Origin of the sequence: Streptomyces sp. NBC_00209, from assembly GCF_045206345.1 — a bacterium.
Classification (GTDB): domain Bacteria; phylum Actinomycetota; class Actinomycetes; order Streptomycetales; family Streptomycetaceae; genus Streptomyces.
In genome coordinates, this window is the sequence record NZ_CP108121.1 from 760,550 (window position 1) to 781,165 (window position 20,616).

5 protein-coding genes are annotated in these 20,616 nt (G+C 72.4%); all 5 read left to right on the top strand.

Annotated features, from left to right (window positions below):
- Window positions 1-225 precede the first annotated feature (225 nt).
- On the top strand, window positions 226-12,876 hold the full coding sequence (locus OG867_RS03405) for an amino acid adenylation domain-containing protein (RefSeq protein WP_406282533.1): 12,651 nt from the start codon (window positions 226-228) through the stop codon (window positions 12,874-12,876).
- Window positions 12,873-13,655, top strand: a complete 783-nt coding sequence (locus OG867_RS03410; protein ID WP_328903401.1) for an alpha/beta fold hydrolase — start codon at window positions 12,873-12,875, stop codon at window positions 13,653-13,655. The genes OG867_RS03405 and OG867_RS03410 overlap by 4 nt, the downstream gene beginning before the upstream one ends.
- A gap of 48 nt (window positions 13,656-13,703) precedes the next feature.
- Window positions 13,704-14,735, top strand: a complete 1,032-nt coding sequence (locus OG867_RS03415; protein ID WP_406282536.1) for a TauD/TfdA family dioxygenase — start codon at window positions 13,704-13,706, stop codon at window positions 14,733-14,735.
- Window positions 14,736-14,743: 8 nt separating this feature from the next.
- A complete protein-coding gene (locus OG867_RS03420) occupies window positions 14,744-16,567 on the top strand; it encodes a non-ribosomal peptide synthetase (protein ID WP_406282538.1) in 1,824 nt (607 codons plus the stop codon).
- Window positions 16,568-16,629: 62 nt separating this feature from the next.
- Complete coding sequence (locus OG867_RS03425) at window positions 16,630-20,445, top strand: condensation domain-containing protein (RefSeq protein WP_406282541.1); 3,816 nt, start codon at window positions 16,630-16,632, stop codon at window positions 20,443-20,445.
- Window positions 20,446-20,616: the final 171 nt, after the last annotated feature.

The window sequence follows — 20,616 nt, forward strand, 5'->3', positions numbered from 1 at the left end:
GCCCCGGTGCGACGGCTCGGGGGCGACGGCGGCCGCGCGGTCCGGGCGGTCCGGGCCGGCTGCGGTCGCCGCGCGGTGCGCCGGTGCCGTGTGCCTGCCGTTCGACTGCCGCCGCAACCGCCGCACTGCTGGCCCTACCGCCGGAACAACTGCCGCTCGGCGCCCGGCCCCGGCGGTTGTATGGCACTGCCCCGCCCCCTCCCGCCGCGACTCACAGGAGACCTCATGCCGTCCGACGCCACCGTCGCACCCGCTCCGGCCGCCTTCCGGTTGCCGCTCTCGGAGGCCCAGCGCGACATCTGGACGGCACACTCCCTGGACCCCACCGGCCTGAAGTACAACGTCGCCGAGTGCCGGGACATCCTGGGCCCGGTCGACCCCGTGCTGATGGCCGCCGCCTGGCGCCGCCTCGTCGTGGAGGCCGATGTCATGCGCACCCGCTGCTTCGAGGACGACGGCGAGCAGGTGTGGCAGCTGATCGACACCGACGCGGGAGAGCGCACGCTCCCCTACACCGATGTGAGCGGTGCGGCGGACCCGGCGGGCGCGGCCTGGGGGCTGGTGGACGAGGCGGTCGGGGCGTCCTTCGATCTGACCGGCGAATACCCGGTCCGCTGCATGCTGATCAAGCTGGCCGACGACCGGTACTTCTACGTCTACGCCTTCCATCACCTGGTCGTCGACGGCGCGGGCATGGGCATGCTGCTGCAACGGCTCGTCGAGTTGTACGAGCGGGCGGTCGCCGGGGAGCCGTGGGGTGACTCCCCATTCGGTGGGATCGCCGAGCTGTACGACGAGGACGCCGCGTACCGAGCCTCCGAGCAGGCCACGGTCGAACGGTCCGCCTGGCGGGAGCACCTGGCGGGCGCTCCGGAGACGTTCCCCAGCCTGGTCAGGGGCGCCGGACGGGCCGCCCACGCCCGGGCTCTGCTGCCCTTCGCCCGGCGCACCGTCCTCATCCCGGCAGCGGAGGCCGACCGGCTGCGTGCCGTGGCGCGCGCCGAGCGGGTCTCCTGGCCGGTGCTCGTGGTCGCGCTGTTCACGGTCTACCTGCACCGTGTCACGGACCTGGACGAGCTGATGGTCGCCCTGCCGGTGGCGGGCCGAGCCACGAAGACGGCCCGCAGCACGCCGGGCATGACGTCGAACATCGTGCCCCTGCGGCTCCGTGTGGGCACGGACGAGTCCCTGCGGACCCTGGTGCGTGCGGTGGCCGCCGAGGTCAAGCACGGACTGCGCCACCAGTTGACGCGGTTCGAGGACATGCGCCGGGACGCGGGGACGCTCACCGGCGGGCGCAGGCTGACCGGACCGGTGCTCAACATCATGTCCTTCAACGCGGACCTGACGGTCTGCGGCAGCACCACGGTGAACCACAACGTGACCAGCGGCCCGGTGGAGGACCTCAACGTCACCGTGTACGACCTGGGCGCGTCGGACGGTTTCCGCATCGACTTCGATACACCGGTGGAGGGCGTCGACATCTCCGCCGTGGCCGCCCACCAGGACCGGCTGGCCGCCTTCTTCACCCACGCGGTCGCACCGTCCCCTGACGGGGTCGAGCCGGCCGAGCGGAACGCGGCAGAGTTGGAGGTGCTGTCCGCAGGCGAGCGGTCGATGCTGCTCGGGGCGTGGGCCGGGGAGGTGGCCGCCCGGGACGATGTGTCACTCGTGCAGCGCTTCGAGGAGCAGGTGGCGCGGGTCCCGGATGCGGTTGCGCTGATAGACGGTGAGCGCAGCTATACGTACGCGGAGCTGAACGCCACCGCCAACCGCTGGGCGCGCGAGCTGCGCGAACGCGGCCTCGGCCGGGGTGACCTGGCGGGCATTCTCCTGGAACGCAACGCCACCTTCGCTGCCGCGCTGATCGCCGTACTCAAGACCGGCGCCGGACACGTGCTGCTCGACCCGGACTTCCCGGACGAGCGTCTGCGGTCGGCGGCGGACGAGGCCGCGATCAGTCACCTGATCACACGTGCGGGGCTGGCGGGTCGCCTTGAGGGTGAGTGGGTTACGTGTGTGGAGGGCCCGGATGACGTGGCCCACCACGACGCGGGCAACCTCGGTCTGCCGATCCACGGTGACGACCTCGCCTGCGTCATGTTTACGTCGGGTTCCACGGGCCGCCCGAAGGGCATCGTCTCCTCGCACCGCAACCTCGTATCGACCCTGGTCGGACAGACCTACCTGCCCACGGGTGCGGACGAGGTGTACCTCCAGTCCTCCCCCATCTCGTGGGACGCCTTCAGCCTCGAATTCTGGGGGCCGCTGCTGCACGGCGCACGTGTCGTCCTGCAACCCGGGCAGAAGCCGGAACCGGCGCTCATCGCGGAGTTGGCCCCCCAACACCACGTCACGACCCTCCTGCTGTCGGCCAGCCTCTTCAATTACCTCACCGACGAACACCCCGAGACCTTCGGCTCGGTCACGACCGCGTACACGGTGGGTGAGGCGGCGTCCCCGGCACACGTGCACAAGCTTCAGACCGTCCGGCCCGGCATCAAGGTGGTCAACGGGTACGGGCCGGCGGAGGCGATGATCTACGCCACCACGCACGTCATCGAGCCCGGCGACGCCCCGCACACCGTGATCCCCATCGGCACTCCGCTGGTCAACAAGCCCCTCTACGTCCTCGATATGTCGCTGCGGCTGTGCCCGCCGGGTGCCACCGGCGAGCTGTACGTGTCCGGCGACGGCCTCGCCCACGGCTACCTCAACCGCCCCGACCTCACCGCCACCAGCTTCGTGCCCAACCCCTTCGGCCCTGCCGGGACCCGGCTCTACCGCACCGGCGACCTCGCCCACTTCGACCGCGACGGGCGGCTCCACTACGAGGGCCGCGCCGATCACCAGATCAAGATCCGGGGCTTCCGGATCGAACCCGCCGAGGTCGAGGCCGCGCTGCTCACGCACGCGCAGGTCAGCCAGGCCGTGGTCACCAAGCACCACGACCAGCTCTCCGCCTACGTGGTCACCAGCGGCGACCCGGTGGAGCTCCGGCGCCACCTCGCCGACCGGCTCCCGGAACACCTCGTCCCCGCCTACCTCACCCCGCTCGACCGATTCCCGCTCACACCGAACGGGAAGATCGACAAGCGCGCACTGCCCGAGCCGGTCGCGGTGTCGTCGGGCGGTCGTGCCCCGCGCACCCTGCTGGAAGAGACCCTGACCGGCCTCTTCACCAGCACGCTCGACGTGCCCGGCACGCTGACGATCGATGACGACTTCTTCCAGCACGGCGGGCACTCGATCCTCGCGGCCCGCCTCACCAACCGGATCGCGCAGGCCCTCGGCGTCCGGCTGACGATCCGGGACGTGTTCGAGAACCCGACCGTGGCGCGGCTCGCGGAGAAGGTCGGTGCGGCGAAGGGCCTTCCGGCGCTGCCTCCGCCGTCCGCCGGTGAGGGTCCGAGCGAGGGACTGGCTCCCCTGTCCTTCGCCCAGCGCCGGTTGTGGCTGCTGGCGGACCTGGACGGCGGGAGCACCGCGTACAACGTGCCGATGGCCGTACGCCTGGACGGCACTCTGGACGCCGACGCCCTGGAAGCCGCGCTCAATGACGTCATCGCGCGCCACGCGCCCCTGCGCACCCGGTACGAGACGGTGGACGGCGAACCGCGGCAGCGCATCCTCCCGGCCACCGGGGCGCGGGTGCGCGTGGAGCGCCGCGAGGTGACCGCCGGGGAGCTGGACCACGCGGTGGCCGAGGCGGGTCGCCATGTCTTCGACCTCCGCAGTGAACTCCCGCTCGCCGTCACGCTGTTCCGGCTGGACGACACCACGCACCACCTGGTCTTCGTGCTGCACCACATCGCCACGGACGGCCAGTCGGGCGAGGCGTACGTGACCGACCTGGCCCGTGCGTACGAGGCACGGACGGCCGGGGCCGAGGGAAGCGTGCTTGAGCCGCTGTCGGTGCAGTACGCGGACTACGCGGTGTGGCAGCAGCGGGTGCTGGGCTCGGCCGACGACGCGGACAGCGTGCTCTCCCGCGAACTCTTTTTCTGGCAGGGCGCCTTGGAGAACCTTCCGGAGGAGCACGGTCTCAACCTGGACCGGCCGCGCCCCGCCCGGGCCTCGCACCGGGGCGGTGAGGTGGCCGTCGATCTCGGTGACGACCTGTTCGCCCGCGTGGGTGAGCTCGCCCGCGCCGAGGGGTGCACCCCGTTCATGGTGGTGCACGCGGCCCTGGCCGCAGCGCTCACCCGACTGGGCGCCGGCACCGACCTGGCCATCGGCTCACCCGTGGCCGGGCGCACCGATGAGGCGCTGCGCGATCTGGTCGGGTTCTTCGTCAACACCCTGGTCCTGCGCACCGATACGGCTGGCAACCCCACCTTCAGGGAGCTCCTGGGACGCGTCCGCACCACCGACCTCGACGCCTTCGCCCACCAGGACGCCCCCTTCGACCTCGTCCTCGACACCCTCAACCCCACCCGCACACTCGCCCGCCACCCCCTCTTCCAAATCTGCCTCACCCTGGAGACCAGCACACCGGTGCTGGCTCTGCCCGGGGTGCGACCGCAAGCCGTGCAGACGTTTGCCAACGGCTCGGCCAAGTTCGACCTGGAATTCCTGCTCCGCACGGACGACGGCGCGGGCCTGCGCGGCATGGTCGTCTTCGCGGACGACCTGTTCGACCGGTCCACCGTCGAGCGCATGGTGACCGTGCTCGGAACGGTGCTGCGCCGGGCGCTGGCCGACCCGGAGGCGCGCATCGGGGACGTCGAGGTGCTGTCGGCGGGTGAGCGGGAGGTGCTGCTCGGGGCATGGGCCGGAGAGGTGGCCGCTCGGGACGATGTGTCGCTCGTCCAGCGCTTCGAGGAGCAGGTGGCGCGGGTCCCGGATGCGGTTTCGCTGATCGACGGTGAGCGCAGCTATACGTACGCGGAGCTGAACGCCACCGCGAACCGCTGGGCGCGCGAGCTGCGCGCACGCGGCCTCGGCCGGGGTGACCTGGCGGGCATTCTCCTGGAACGCAACGCCACCTTCGCCGCCGCGCTCATCGCCGTACTCAAGACCGGCGCGGGACATGTGCTGCTCGACCCGGACTTCCCCGACGAGCGCCTGCGGTCCGCCGCTACCGAGGCCGCCATCAGCCACCTCGTCACCCACACCGCACTCGCCGACCGCCTCCCCGGAACCTGGACCACCTGCACCGAAGGCCCGGACGACGTAGCCCACCACGACGCCGGCAACCTCGGTCTACCGATCCAGGGTGACGACCTCGCCTGCGTGATGTTCACCTCCGGCTCCACCGGACGGCCCAAGGGCATCGTCTCCTCGCACCGCAACCTCGTATCGACCCTGGTCGGGCAGACCTACCTGCCCACGGGCCCGGACGAGGTGTACCTCCAGTCCTCCCCCATCTCCTGGGACGCCTTCAGCCTCGAATTCTGGGGGCCGCTGCTGCACGGCGCACGTGTCGTCCTGCAACCCGGGCAGAAGCCGGAACCGGCGCTCATCGCGGAGTTGGCCCCCCGACACCACGTCACGACCCTCCTGCTGTCGGCCAGCCTCTTCAACTACCTCACCGACGAACACCCCGAGACCTTCGACTCGGTGACCACGGCCTACACCGTCGGGGAAGCCGCCTCGCCCGTCCACGTACACAAGCTGCACGGCGCCAGGCCGGGCATCAAGGTGATCAACGGATACGGGCCGGCGGAGGCGATGATCTACGCCACCACCCACACCATCGCGCCCGCCGACGCGCCCCACACCGCCATCCCCATCGGCACTCCGCTGGTCAACAAGCCGCTGTACGTGCTCGACACCGTGCTCCGGCTCTGCGCACCCGGGGCCACAGGTGAGCTGTACGTATCCGGTGACGGTCTGGCCCACGGCTACCTCAACCGCCCCGACCTCACCGCCACCACCTTCATCCCCAACCCGTACGGCGAGCCAGGCACCCGGCTCTACCGCACCGGCGACCTCGCCCACTTCGACCGCGAAGGGCGGCTCCACTACGAAGGGCGCGCCGACCACCAGATCAAGATCCGGGGCTTCCGCATCGAGCCCGCCGAAGTGGAGGCCGCGCTCCTCGCCCACCCCCACATCACCCAGGCCGTCGTCACCAAGCACCACGACCAGCTCTCCGCCTACGTCGTGACGAGCGGTGACCCGGTGGAGCTCCGGCGCCACCTGGCAGACCGGCTCCCCGAACACCTCGTCCCCGCCTACCTCACCCCGCTCGACCGATTCCCACTCACACCGAACGGGAAGATCGACAAGCGCGCACTGCCCGAGCCGGTCGCGGTGGTGAGCACCGAGCGGGTGCCGCAGACGCAGCTGGAAGAGGTGACGGTCGCCCTGTTCAGCCGGGTGCTGCGGACCCCGGAGCCGGTGGGTGTGGACGACAGTTTCTTCGCCCACGGCGGTCACTCGCTGCTGGCGGCCCGCCTCACCAACCACATGGCCGATGTGCTGGGTGTCCGGCTGACCATCCGGGACGTGTTCCAGCACCCCACACCCGCACGCCTCGCGCGGTACGTCGCCTCGCTGAAGGGGCGGCCCGCACTGCCGCCCCTGGTCGCGGGCGAGGCGGGCGACGGGCCGGACAGCCCGGTCTCGTTCGCCCAGCGCCGGCTGTGGCTGCTCGCCGAGCTGGACGGCGGGAGTACCGCGTACAACGTGCCGATGACCGTACGCCTGGACGGCATCCCGGATGTCGATGCCCTGGAAGCCGCACTCAACGACGTCGTGGAGCGCCATGCACCACTGCGCACCGTGTTCACGACGGGCGACGGCGAGCCCCGGCAGCGCGTCCAGCCGGCCGCCGGAGCCCGGGTCGTCATCGAGCGCCGGACGTCGACGGCGGCCTCGCTGGACGGTGACCTGGACGCGGCCACCCGGCACCGGTTCGACCTCCGGACCGGGAACCCGCTGCGGGCCACCCTGTTCGACCTCTCGGACGGGCGCCCCGTCCTGTTCCTGCTCTTCCACCACATCGCGACGGACGGCCGCTCGGCCGGTGTCTTCTTCGACGACCTGTCCCGGGCCTACGAGGCGCGGAGCACGGGTGCGACCGCGAGTGTCCTGGAACCGCTGCCGGTGCGGTACGCGGACTACGCGGTCTGGCAGCAGCGGGTGTTGGGCTCGTCCGACGACGCGGACAGTGTGCTCTACCGCGAACTCGCCTTCTGGCGAGGCGCCTTGGACGCGCTGCCGGAGGAGCACGGGCTGAGCCTCGACCGCCCCCGTCCGGCGGTGGCCTCGCACCGGGGCGGTCAGGTCGAAGTGGCCCTGGGAGACGACCTGTTCGAGCGCATCGGTGAGCTGGCCCGGTCCGAGGGCTGCACCCCCTTCATGGTCGTCCACGCCGCGCTCGCCGCAGCGCTCACCCGACTGGGCGCCGGCACCGACCTGGCAATCGGCTCACCCGTCGCCGGACGCACCGACGAAGCCCTCCGCGAACTCGTCGGCTTCTTCGTCAACACCCTGGTCCTGCGCACCCACACCGACGGCAACCCCACCTTCCGCGAACTGCTCGAACGTGTCCGCACCACCGACCTCGACGCCTTCGCCCACCAAGACGCCCCCTTCGACCTCGTCCTCGACACCCTCAACCCCACCCGCACACTCGCCCGCCACCCCCTCTTCCAAATCTGCCTCACCCTGGAGGCCGGGGAGGCTCCGGCGCTGGAACTGGGCGGCCAGACGGCCGAGGTGCGGGGGCTGACCAACGGTTCGGCCAAGTTCGACCTGGAGTTCCTGCTCCGGTCGGACGACAGCCGGGGCCTGCACGGGGTCGTCGTCTTCGCGGAGGACGTGTTCGACCGGCCCACTGTGGAGCGCATGGTGAGCGTGCTCGGCGGGGTGCTGCGCCAGGTGCTGGACGACCCGGAAGCACGCATCGGGGACGTCGAGGTGCTGTCGGCCGCCGAGCGGGGGCTGATCCTGGGGCCGTGGGCCGGGACCGCTGCCGACATCGGCGCCACTTCGCTGGTCGCACGGTTCGAGGACCGGGCCGCCCGGGCCCCGGAGGCCGTCGCGCTCATCGACGGCGACCAGGCCATCACGTACGCGGAGCTCAACGCCACCGCCAACCGCTGGGCCCACCAACTGCGCGAACACGGCCTGGGCCGAGGCCAACTCGCCGGCATCCTCCTGGAACGCGACGCCACCTTCGCCGCCACACTCATCGCCGTACTCAAAACCGGCGCCGGTTACACCCTGCTCGACCCCGATTTCCCGGACGAGCGCCTTCGCTCGGCCGCACACGATGCGGGCATCGCCCTGCTCGTCACGGACGACGTCCTGGGGCAGCGCGTGGACGGTCCGTGGGGTGTGGTCTCGTGTTCCGGCGGGGCGCCGGTCGATGCGGCGGAGGGCAACCTGGGTGTGCCCGTCACGGGAGACGACGTGGCGTGCGTGATGTTCACCTCCGGCTCGACCGGGCGGCCCAAGGGCATCCTGTCCTCGCACCGCAACCTGGTCTCCACGGTCACCGCGCAGACGTACGGGAACTTCGGGCCGGACGAGGTGTTCCTTCAGTGCTCACCGGTCTCCTGGGACGCCTTCAGCCTCGAATTCTGGGGCGCGCTCCTCCACGGCGCACGTATCGTCCTGCAACCCGGGCAGAAGCCCGAACCCGCCCTCATCGCGGAGCTGTCCCACCGGCATGGGGTCACGATGCTCCAACTCTCCGCCAGCCTCTTCAACTACCTCACCGACGAACACCCCGAAGCGTTCGCGTCGGTCACCGTCGCCTACACCGGCGGGGAAGCCGCCTCGCCCGCCCACGTCCACAAGCTTCAGCACCTCTCACCTCACACCACCGTGGTCAACGGATACGGCCCCGCCGAGTCCATGGGGTTCACCACCACCCACACCATCGCCCCCGCCGACGCGCCCCACCCCACCATCCCGATCGGCGCACCTCTGACCAACAAGGCCGCCTACGTCCTCGACGCCACCCTCCGACCCGTCCCGCCCGGCGTCACCGGCCACCTTTACCTCACCGGACACGGCCTCGCCCACGGCTACCTCAACCGCCCCGACCTCACCGCCACCACCTTCGTACCGAACCCGTACGGCGAGCCCGGCACCCGGCTCTACCGCACCGGAGACCTCGCCCGGTTCGACCGCGAAGGCCACCTGCACTACGAAGGCCGGGCGGACAGCCAGGTCAAGGTGCGCGGCTTCCGCATCGAACCCGGTGAGATCGAGGCCGCGCTCCTCACCCACCCCCACCTCACCCAGGCCACCGTCACCACCCACCGCGACCAGCTCGCCGCATACGTCGTCACCGACACCGAGACCGCCACGGAAGACATCCGCCGACACCTCATCGACCGGCTCCCCGAGCACATGGTCCCCGCCTACCTCACCGTCCTCGACCGGCTCCCCCTCACCCCCAACGGCAAGATCGACCGACGCGCCCTCCCCGAACCGGCCGCCGTCGCCTCGCAGGGCCGCGCCCCGGGGAGCCAGCTCGAAGAGGTCACGGTCGCCCTGTTCAGCAAGGTGCTGGGCACACCGGGGCCCGTGGGTGTCGAGGACAGCTTCTTCGCCCATGGCGGGCACTCGCTGCTGGCGGCCCGCCTCACCAACCACCTCGCCGATGTGCTGGGCATCCGGCTGACCATGCGGGACGTGTTCCAGCACCCGACGCCCGCACGCCTCGCCCAGCACATCGCCACCCTCGACGGCCGGCCCGCGCTTCCCCCGCTCACCGCCGGGGCCTGGTCCGGTGACGGCGACGCGCCCGTGTCCTTCGCCCAGCGCCGGCTGTGGCTGATGGCCGAGCTGGACGGCGGCAGCGCCGCGTACAACGTACCGATGGCGGTACGGCTGACCGGTCCGCTGGACGCCGGGGTGCTCGACGCGGCGCTGCACGACGTGGTCGTACGCCACACCCCGCTGCGGACCGTGTTCGCGACGGTCGACGGCGAACCGCGCCAGCACGTCGTACCGGCCGAAGAGGCCCATGTGCCCGTCGAGCGCCGCGAGGTGACCTCCGGCGAGCTGGACCGCTTCATGGCCGGGGCCGCGCGCCACGTCTTCGACCTCCGCAGCGAGCTCCCGGTCCGGGCGCACCTGTTCGAGGTCGATGACGACTCCCGGGTGCTCCTGCTCCTGCTCCACCACATCGCGACGGACGGCCGGTCCACCGGTGTGCTGTTCGATGACCTGTCCCGGGCCTACGAGGCGCGGAGCGCGGGTGCGACCGCGAGTGTCCTGGAACCGCTGCCGGTGCGGTACGCGGACTACGCGGTCTGGCAGCAGCGGGTGCTGGGGGCCGCCGACGACGCGGACAGCGTGCTCTCCCAGGAGTTGGCGTTCTGGCACAAGACGCTGGAAGGGCTCCCCGAGGAGCACGCCCTGAACCTGGACCGCCCGCGCCCCGCACGGGCCTCGCACCGGGGCGGTCAGGTCGAAGTCACCCTGGGAGACGACCTGTTCGAGCACATCGGTGAGCTGGCCCGGTCCGAGGGCTGCACCCCCTTCATGGTCGTCCACGCCGCGCTCGCCGCAGCCCTCACCCGACTCGGCGCCGGCACCGACCTGGCCATCGGCTCACCCGTCGCCGGACGCACCGACGAAGCCCTCCGCGAACTCGTCGGCTTCTTCGTCAACACCCTCGTCCTTCGCACCCACACCGACGGCAACCCCACCTTCCGCGAACTCCTCGAACGCGTCCGCACCACCGACCTCGACGCCTTCGCCCACCAGGACGCCCCCTTCGACCTCGTCCTCGACACCCTCAACCCCACCCGCACACTCGCCCGCCACCCCCTCTTCCAGATCTGCCTCACCCTGGAATCCGGAGGCGTTCCGGAGCTGCGGCTCGGGGACGCGACGGTCACCGTCATGCCGGACGTCACGAGCGGCGCGGCCAAGTTCGACGTGGAGTTCCTGCTCCGCACGGACGACGGCCAGGGGCTGCGGGGCACGGTGCTCTACGCGGAGGACCTGTTCGACCGGTCCACCGTCGAGCGCATGGTGACCGTGCTCGGTGAGGTGCTGCGCCAGGCGCTGACCGATCCCGAACTGCGCGTCGGTGAGCTGGACGTGGTGTCGGACGCCGAACGGCAACTGATCCTGGGGCCGTGGGCCGGGACCGCTGCCGACATCGGCGACACTTCGCTCGTCGCACGGTTCGAGGAACAGGTGACCCGGACCCCGAAGGCCGTCGCGCTCAAAGACGGCGACCAGGCCATCACGTACGCGGAGCTCAACGCCACCGCCAACCGCTGGGCCCACCACCTGCGCGAACGCGGCCTCGGCCGAGGTGACCTGGCGGGCATCCTCCTGGAACGCAACGCCACCTTCGCCACCGCACTCATCGCCGTACTCAAGACCGGCGCCGGACACGTCCTGCTCGACCCCGACTTCCCCGACGAGCGACTGCGCTCCGCCGCGACCGAGGCCGCCATCAGCCACCTGGTCACGAACACCGCACTCGCCGGCCGCCTCCCCGGAACCTGGACCACCTGCACCCAAGACCCGGACGGCCTGGCCCACCACGACACCGGCAACCTCGGTCTGCCGATCCAGGGCCAGGACGTGGCCTGCGTGATGTTCACCTCCGGCTCCACCGGGCGGCCCAAGGGCATCCTGTCCTCGCACCGCAACCTCGTCTCCACGGTCAGCGCGCAGACGTACGGGAACTTCGGGCCGGATGAAGTGTTCCTTCAGTGCTCACCAGTCTCCTGGGACGCCTTCAGCCTCGAATTCTGGGGCGCCCTCCTCCACGGCGGCACCACCGTCCTCCAACCCGGCCAGAAGCCGGAACCCGCCCTCATCGCCGAGCTGTCCCACCGCCACGGCGTCACCATGCTCCAACTCTCCGCCAGCCTCTTCAACTACCTCACCGACGAACACCCCGAAGCGTTCGTGTCAGTCACCGTCGCCTACACCGGCGGCGAGGCGGCCTCCCCCGCCCACGTCCACAAACTCCAACAGCTCTCGCCCCACACCACCGTGGTCAACGGATACGGCCCCGCCGAGTCCATGGGGTTCACGACCACCCACACGGTCGCGCCCAGCGCCGAACCCCACCCCACCATCCCGATCGGCTCGCCCCTCACCAACAAGGCCGCCTACGTCCTCGACGCCACCCTCCGACCCGTCCCGCCCGGCGTCACCGGCCACCTCTACCTCACCGGACACGGCCTCGCCCACGGCTACCTCAATCGCCCCGACCTCACCGCCACCACCTTCATCCCCAACCCCTACGGCAAACCCGGCACCCGCCTCTACCGCACCGGAGACCTCGCCCACTTCGACCACGACGGCCACCTGCACTACCACGGCCGCGCCGACAACCAGGTCAAGGTGCGCGGCTTCCGCATCGAACCCGCCGAGGTGGAGGCCGCGCTGCTCAGCCACCCCGACCTCACCCAGGCCACCGTCACCACCCACCGGCGCCAGCTCTCCGCCTACGTGGTCACCGACACCGACACCGACACCACCACGGAAGACATCCGCCGACACCTCACCGAGCGGCTGCCCGAACACATGGTGCCCACCTACCTCACCGTCCTCGACCGGCTCCCCCTCACCCCCAACGGCAAGATCGACCGACGCGCCCTCCCCGAACCGGCCGCCGTCGCCTCCCGGGGCCGCGCCCCGCGCGACCCGCTGGAAGAGACCGTGACCGGTCTCTTCGCCCGCACGCTGGGGGCCGAGGAAGCGCTGAGCATCGATGACGACTTCTTCCACCACGGCGGCCACTCCCTCCTGGGCGCCCGCCTCACCAACCACATCGCGGTCTCCCTGGACGTCCGGCTCACCGTCCGCGACGTCTTCGAGCACCCGACACCGGCCCGGCTCGCCGCGCACATCACCGCGCTGAAGTCCGCGCCGGCCGCCAAGAAGGCCCGGCCCACCCTCCGCCGTCGTACCGAGACAGAACGGATCAGCTCATGACCTCCGTGTCCCCCGCCCCCGAAGACGTCGTCTGGGACCTTCCCGGTGACGGCCCGCACCGCCTGTCGCTGCTGGTGCTGCCGCACGCCGGGGGCAACGCCCACGCCTACGGCGGCTGGCGCGAGCACCTGCCGGCCGATGTGCGGCTGCTGATCGGCCAGTACCCGGGCCGTGGCGCCCGCTACTGCGAGGACCTGCCGCTGTCCGTGGACGACCTGGCGCAGCCCGTGGTGGACTCGCTGCCCGCCGACACCGGTGAGCTGGTGGTGCTGGGGCACAGCATGGGGTCGCTGGTGGCCTTCGAGGTGGTACGCGCCCTGCGGGCCGCCGGCCGCACTCCGCGGCTGCTGATCGCCTCCGCCTGCCGGGCACCGGTGCTGCCGAACCAGTGCCCGGTGCATCCGGAGCGGCTGGACGACGACGAGCTGGTCGCCGCCATCAAGGCGCGCGGCGGCACCGACGACGGGATCCTGGACGACCCGGAGCTGCGGGAGATCGTCCTGCCGTCCATCCGGGCCGACTTCGCGATCGACGACGCCTACCGGTGCACCGCCCCGGACGCCCGGCTCGACTGCCCGGTGGCCGTGTTCGGCGGGGACGCCGACACGATCGTCCCGGCGGAGATGCTCGCCGGCTGGTCGCTGGTGACCGGCCACGAGGTCGTGCCGCAGCTGCTGCCCGGTGACCACTTCTACTTCCAGCAGGACCTGCCGGGCTTCTTCGCCCGCCTGAACCCGGCCCTGGACGCCCTCCGCGACTCCGCCGCGGCGTCCGCGTAACCACCCAACCGACTTCGTCCGAAGCAAGCCAAGGAAGAGGAACCCATCGTGACCGCTCTCGCCCAGCCGCCCGTCACTGGAATCGCCCCCGTCCGGGAGCCCGGCAAGCCGGTGATCGTCCACACGCCGGAGTTCGGCACCATGGCGGAGGCCACCGCGTGGCTGACCGCCCAGCGGCCCGCCATCCAGGCCGAGTTGCACCGGTCCGGCGCGGTCATGCTGCGCGGGCTGCCCGTGCGCGACGCGGCGACGTTCGCCGAGGCGCGGGACGCGCTGGTCGCGGAGCGGGCCGGCTACAAGGAGAAGGCCACCCCGCGCACCGACTTCGGTGAGGGCGTGTTCTCGTCCACGGACCTGCCGGCCGTCCAGCCGATCCGGCTGCACAACGAGAACAGCTACACGCTGGACTTCCCCGGCGTGCTGCTCTTCGGCTGCGTCACCGCGGCCGAGACCGGCGGCGCGACGACGGTCGGTGACATGCGGGCGGCGCTCGCGAAGCTGCCGCCGGAGCTGACCGCGCGGTTCGCGGAGGCCGGCTGGCTGCTCGTACGCAACTACTCGGACCTGGCGGGCATGCCGTGGCGCAAGGCGTTCTCCTCGGAGGACCCGGCCGGTGCCGAGGAGTACTGCGACGCGCACGCCATCGGCTACGACTGGCTGGACGAGGACACCCTGCGGACGCGGCAGCGGCGTTCGGCGATCATCACGCACCCGGTGACCGGTGAGCGGGTCTGGTTCAACCACTTCGCGTTCTGGAACGCCCGCAGCCTGGACGAGGACGTCCGCGACGTGCTGGTCGAGACGTTCGGCGCGGAAGGGCTGCCGTTCAACACGTTCCTCGGGGACGGCACCGCCCTCACCGACGCGGAGGTGGACGCGATCAACGACGCGTACCAGGCGGTCACCGTACGGGAGAGCTGGCAGGCCGGTGACGTGATGCTCGTGGACAACATCCTTTGCGCGCACGGCCGCGAGGCGTTCACCGGTGACCGGAAGATCCTCGTCGCGATGGGCGAGCCGGTGCCGCTGTCCGACTGCGCGCCCGCCTCCGCCCCCTCCACCACCCTGTACGGAAAGTGAGCCCCGCCATGACCGCCGTACTCCCCGAGCGCGCGACCGCCCCGGCCCTCGCCCATCCGCCCGGCTGCCCCTGCGAGACGTGCACGGCCGCCGGGACCGGCGCCGCCGACCTGATGGCCCGGCTCGCGGCCGTGCCCGGTGACCGCACCGCTGTGATCGCCGGTGACCAGAAGCTGACGTTCAATCAGTTCCGCTCACAAGCAGCCTCGTTCGCGGCCGGGATCGCCCGGCTGGGCGCCGGGCCGGAGAGCGTCGTGGCGCTCTGTCTGCCGCGCGGGGCCGACCTGGTCACCGCGATCGTCGGCACCCTCACCGCGGGCGCCGCCTATCTGCCCGTGGACCCGGCGCTCCCCGAGGAGCGGCGGCGGCTGCTCCTTGAGGACTCCGGGGCCGACCTGGTGGTCACCGACGGCACCGGTCCCGCGCTCGGCGGCCCCCGGGCGGTCACGGTCGGCGAGTTGACCGCGCTCCCGGGCGGGGCGTTCGCGCCGGTGCCGGTGGGGCCGGGCGCACTCGCGTACGTCATCTACACCTCCGGCTCCACGGGCCGGCCCAAGGGGGTGGAGATCGCGCGCGGTTCGGCCTCGCTGCTGCTGCGGGAGTTGGAGGACGAGGGCGCTGCGTGCGGAGAGGGGCGGCGGGTCGGGTGGAACGCCTCGCCGTCGTTCGACGCGTCGGTGCAGCAGTGGGTGCGGCTGTCGCGCGGGGACACGCTGGTGATGATGGACGAGGAGACCCGCCGCGACCCGGCCCTGCTGGCCGCCTTCATCGACGCGCAGAAGCTCACCGACCTGGACATCACCCCGTCGCACGCCGAACCGCTCCTGGACCTGCTCACCCCGGACGGCGGCCCGCGTCCGCTGACGCTGCTCGTCGGCGGCGAGGCGATCGGCCCGGCGCTGTGGGACCGGCTGGCCGACGCCCACCGGGCGGGTGTGCTGCGCGCGGTGAACGTGTACGGGCCCACCGAGTGCACCGTCGACGCGACGGCGGGCTGGATCGAGGAGCCGGGCGAGCCGCACATCGGGGCTGTACTCCCGGGGCTGCGGATGCGGCTGCTGGACGAGCACCTGGCTCCGGTCGGGCCGGGTGAGGCCGGGGAGCTGTATCTCGCCGGGCCCCGGATCGCGCGCGGCTACCGGCGCGGCCCGCAGCTGACCGCCCAGCGGTTCGTCGCCGACCCGTTCGGCGCGCCCGGGGGCCGCATGTACCGCACCGGTGACCGCTGCCGGCTGCTGCCGGACGGGCGCCTCGTGCACCTCGGACGGCTCGACGGGCAGGTGAAGCTGCGCGGCCACCGCATCGAGGTGCAGGAGATCGAGGCGACGCTGAGCCGGGCGGGTGCCACCGAGGCTGCGGTGGTCCTGGGCGAGGACGCCGGGGGCACACCGTGCCTGATCGCCTACCACCGGGGCGGGGACGCCACCTCGCTGCGCAACGCCGTGGCGGGGGCGCTGCCGTCGTACATGACGCTGTCCGCGTTCGTCGCGGTCGACCGGTTCGCGACGACGCCCAGCGGCAAGCTGGACCGGTCCGCGCTGCCGGCCCGGATCGAGGCGGCCGAGGAGGCGCCCGTGCGGGGGGCCGGGCTGAACGGGCAGGCGGAGGAGCTGATCGCCCGGGTGTGGGCGCAGGTGCTGGGCGCCGCGTCGATCGGCCCGGACGACAACTTCTTCAAGCTGGGCGGCCACTCGCTGCTCGCCATCAAGCTGGTCTCCCGCGTACGTGCCGAACTCGCCGTCGCGCTTCCGGTGAAAGCGGTCTACGCCCACCCGAAGCTGCGCGATCTCGCCGCCCACATCGAGGAGTTGACGGCCGCCAAGGATGGCTGACGCCCGCCTCCGCACCGGCCCGTTCTCCCGCCCGCCCCCGTCGTCCCCGAGGAGCAGCAACCGTGATCCCCCTCTCGTACGCCCAGCACCGGCTGTGGTTCCTGAACCGTCTCGACGGCCCGTCGGCCGCGTACAACGCGCCCGTCGTGCTGCGTCTGGAGGCCGCGCCCGACCCGGGCGCCCTGGAGGCGGCGGTCCGTGACGTGGTGGACCGCCACGAAGTGCTCCGTACGGTCTACAAGGCCGTGGACGGGGAGCCGTACCAGGAGGTCGTCGGCGATCCCGGCGTGCACCTGGAGGTACGGGAGTGCGGTCCGGGCGACGACGTGGACGCGCTGGTCACCGCTTTCGTGAGGCTGCCGTTCGACGTCACGTGCGATCTGCCTCTGCGAGCACGGCAGTTCACGATGCATGACGGAAGTGCCGTGCTGGTGCTGCTCGTTCACCACATCGCGACCGACGGCTGGTCCGTCGGCTGCCTGCTCACCGACCTCGACCGCGCCTACACGGCCCGGTGCGAGGGCCGCGCACCCGGGTGGGAACCCCTGCCCGTGCAGTACGCGGACTACGCGCTGTGGCAGCGGGACATGCTCGGCGACCCCGCCGATCCCGACAGCCTGGCACACGAACAACTCGCCCACTGGCGTGTGGCTTTGGAGGGAGCACCGGCCGCGACCCGGCTGCCCGCCGACCGCCCCCGCCCCGCCGAGCCGAGCCACCGGGGAGAGCTGGTCACCGCCCGCCTCTCCGCCACCGCCCACAAGGCGCTCGCCGCGACCGCCCGCGCCCACCGCGCGACGTTCTTCATGACCGCCCGGGCCGCCCTCTGTGCCGCGTTGCAGGCGGCGGGGGCGGGGCCCGACGTGGTGGTGGGGACACCGGTGGCGGGCCGGCCCGAGGAGGATCTGCACGACCTCGTCGGCTTCTTCGTCAACTCGCTCGCCCTGCGCGCCGATCTGTCCGACGACCCGGACCTCGGCACGCTGCTCGACCGGGTCCGGGAACGGGACCTGGCCGCCATGGCCCACGAGGACCTGCCGTTCGACCTGCTCGTCGAGGACCTCAACCCGGAACGGTCCCTCGGCCTGCACCCCTTCTTCCAGGTCATGCTGACCACGCAGACCGCGCAGGACACCACCTGCGCCCTGGGGGCCGTATCCGGCACCCTCGACGCCGCGGACCTGGCCACCGCCAAGTTCGACCTCAGCTTCAACTGTGCCGAGACGTACGGCCCCGACGGCGATCCCGCCGGGGTACTGCTCGGCCTGCAGTACGCGACCGACCTCTACGACGAGGAGACGGCGCGCCTGCTCCTCACCCTGTTCCACCGCGCGCTGACCGCGTACGCGGAACAGCCGGCCGGCACACCCCTCAGCCGGACCGGCCTGCTCACCGCCTCGGACCGCGAGGCCATCGACCGCCGTCACACAGCCCTGACCAGGGCAGCGGAGCGGACCGCCGCCACCCAGGGCGACCCGCGTGACGGCGAGGACCGGCGCACCGCCGCCGCGGACCCCCGCGAGGAGATCCTCCGCGGCCTGTTCGCGGAGGTGCTGGGCCGGGACGACATCGGCCCGGACGACAGCTTCTTCAAGCTGGGCGGCCACTCGCTGCTGGCCGGAAAGCTCACCAACCGCATCCGCAAGGCGCTCGGCGTCCAGGCCGCGATCCGTGACGTGTTCCTGGCGCCGACGCCCGCCCGGCTGCTGCGCCGGCTCGCCGAGCAGGGCGAGGGGCCGGTCCGGCCGCCGCTGCGTCCGGTGCCGGCAGCATCAAGACCGAAGCGGCTCCCGCTGTCCGCAGCCCAGCAACGGCTCTGGTTCGTCGGCCAGTTGGAGGGACCGAGCGCCACGTACAACATTCCGGTGGTGACCCGGCTGCGCCGCCCGGTCGAGCCGGCCGCTTTCCGCGCCGCCCTCGCCGATGTCGTACGACGGCACGAGGTGCTGCGCACGGTGCACCGGTCGGCGGACGGGGAGCCGTACCAGGAGGTGCTGGCGCACGCCGAGCCCGTGCTCGACGTGGTGCGGACGGGCGGTCCTGAGGAGCTGCGGACGGCCGTGGACGCCGCCGCCGGGTACGTGTTCGACCTCGCCGCGGAGATCCCGGTCCGGGCGTGGCTCCTGGAGGAGGCCGACGGGGGCCAGGTGCTGGTGCTGCTGGTGCACCACATCGCCGGGGACGGGTGGTCCACCGGCTGCCTGCTCGCCGATCTGGACCGGGCCTACCGGGCCAGGTGCGCGGGCCGGGCTCCCGGGTGGCAGCCGCTTCCCGTCCAGTACGCCGACTACACCCTGTGGCAGCACGAGTTGCTGGACGGTGACCACGGGGTGGCCGGTGAGCAGCTGGCGTACTGGCGCACCGCGCTCGACGGGATGCCGCCGCTGCTCGCGCTGCCCACCGACCGGCCGCGCAGGCCGGAGCCGGACGGGCGGGGCGCGCTCGCGCGGTTCGAGGTGGGCGCGGAGACCCACCGGGCGCTGCTGCGGTGCGCCCGGGAGAACGGCGTCACCCTGTTCATGGTGGTGCAGGCCGCGCTCGCCGCACTGCTGACGCGGCACGGGGCCGGCGACGACCTGGCCATCGGCACCACCGTGGCGGGCCGGGGCGACGAGGCGCTGCACCCGCTCGTCGGGTTCTTCGTGAACACGCTGGTGCTGCGTACGGACACCGCGGGCGACCCGGCCTTCACCGAGCTGGTGCGCCGGGTCCGCGACGGGGGCCTGGGCGCGTACAGCAACCAGGACCTGCCGTTCGACCGGCTCGTGGAGCACCTGAGCCCGCACCGCTCGTCCGCGCACGCGCCGCTCGTCCAGGTGATGCTTCAGGTGCACGCGGCGGGCGCGGGCGACGCCTCGGCGGCCCCGTCCGCGCTGGACGGCGAGCCGGTGGCGTTCCGGGGCGCGGGCGCCAAGTCGGACCTGACGTTCGCGCTCACCGAGACGGTGGGCCCGGACGGGGAGCGGGCCGGGCTGCGGGGCGTCCTGGAGTACGCCACCGCGCTGTACGACGCGGAGACCGCCCGGCTGCTGGTCCGGCGCCTCGCCGAGACGCTGGACGCGTGCGCGGCGGACCCGGAGGCGCAGCTCTCCGCGCTGGGCGGTGGGCAGCCCGCACCGGGTGGCCCGGAGGTGGTCCTCGACGCGCAGGGGCGCCTGGCCCCTGTCCGCGTACCGGGCGAGGTGCACGAGCCGGCGGCCGGAGGGGGGCTGCGCGCCACCGGGCGGCGGGCGTTCCGGGGCGCGGACGGGGTGCTGCGGCCGGTGGCCGTCGAGCGCGTGAACGGCTATCCGGTGGAGCCGGGGCAGGTGGAGGGCGTCCTCACCCGTCATCCGGCGGTGACCGGGGCGCGGGTCCTCGTCCGCGACGGGCGGCTGCTGGTCTTCGTCACCTGCGCCCCTGGGTCGCCGCCCGCCGAGAGCGCGTTGCGCGCCTGGGCCGCCGAGCGGCTGCCCGAGTATCTGGCCCCGGCCCGGGTGGTGCGGACGGCCTGGCTGCCCGTTCCGGGCGAGGACCCGGTGGAGCTGTCCGAGGACGCCGCAGCAGGCCCGACCGCCGCGCCGGCGGGCGGCGGGGGCACGGACCGGCGGTTGCTCGGGATCTTCCGGGAGGTGCTGGGCGGGCGGGATGTCGGGGCGGACGACAACTTCTTCAAGTCCGGCGGGCACTCGCTGCTGGCGGTGCGTCTGCTGAACCGGATCCGGAAGGAGTTCGGCCAGGACCTGACCTTGCGCGATGTGTTCCGCAACCCGACGGCGGCCACGCTCTCCCGGCGGCTCGCCGGGGCCGTGGCCGACGCGATCGAGCCGGAGGACGCCGGTCCGGTGGCCGCCCCGACGCTGCGCCGCCGGACCAGGGCGGGCGCCCGGCGGGGGTGACCCGGGCGGGCGGACGGGGGTACGGAGCGGCAGCTCCGTACCCCCGTTTCTGCCGCTCGGAGCTGCCGGGCGGACTGCCGAGAGGGGCGGTCGGGGGCCCCTAGCGTGAAGGCACGGAGGCGAGAGGAACCGTTCGCCCCGGTCTCTCGGCGCCCCAGACGGAGGAAACCC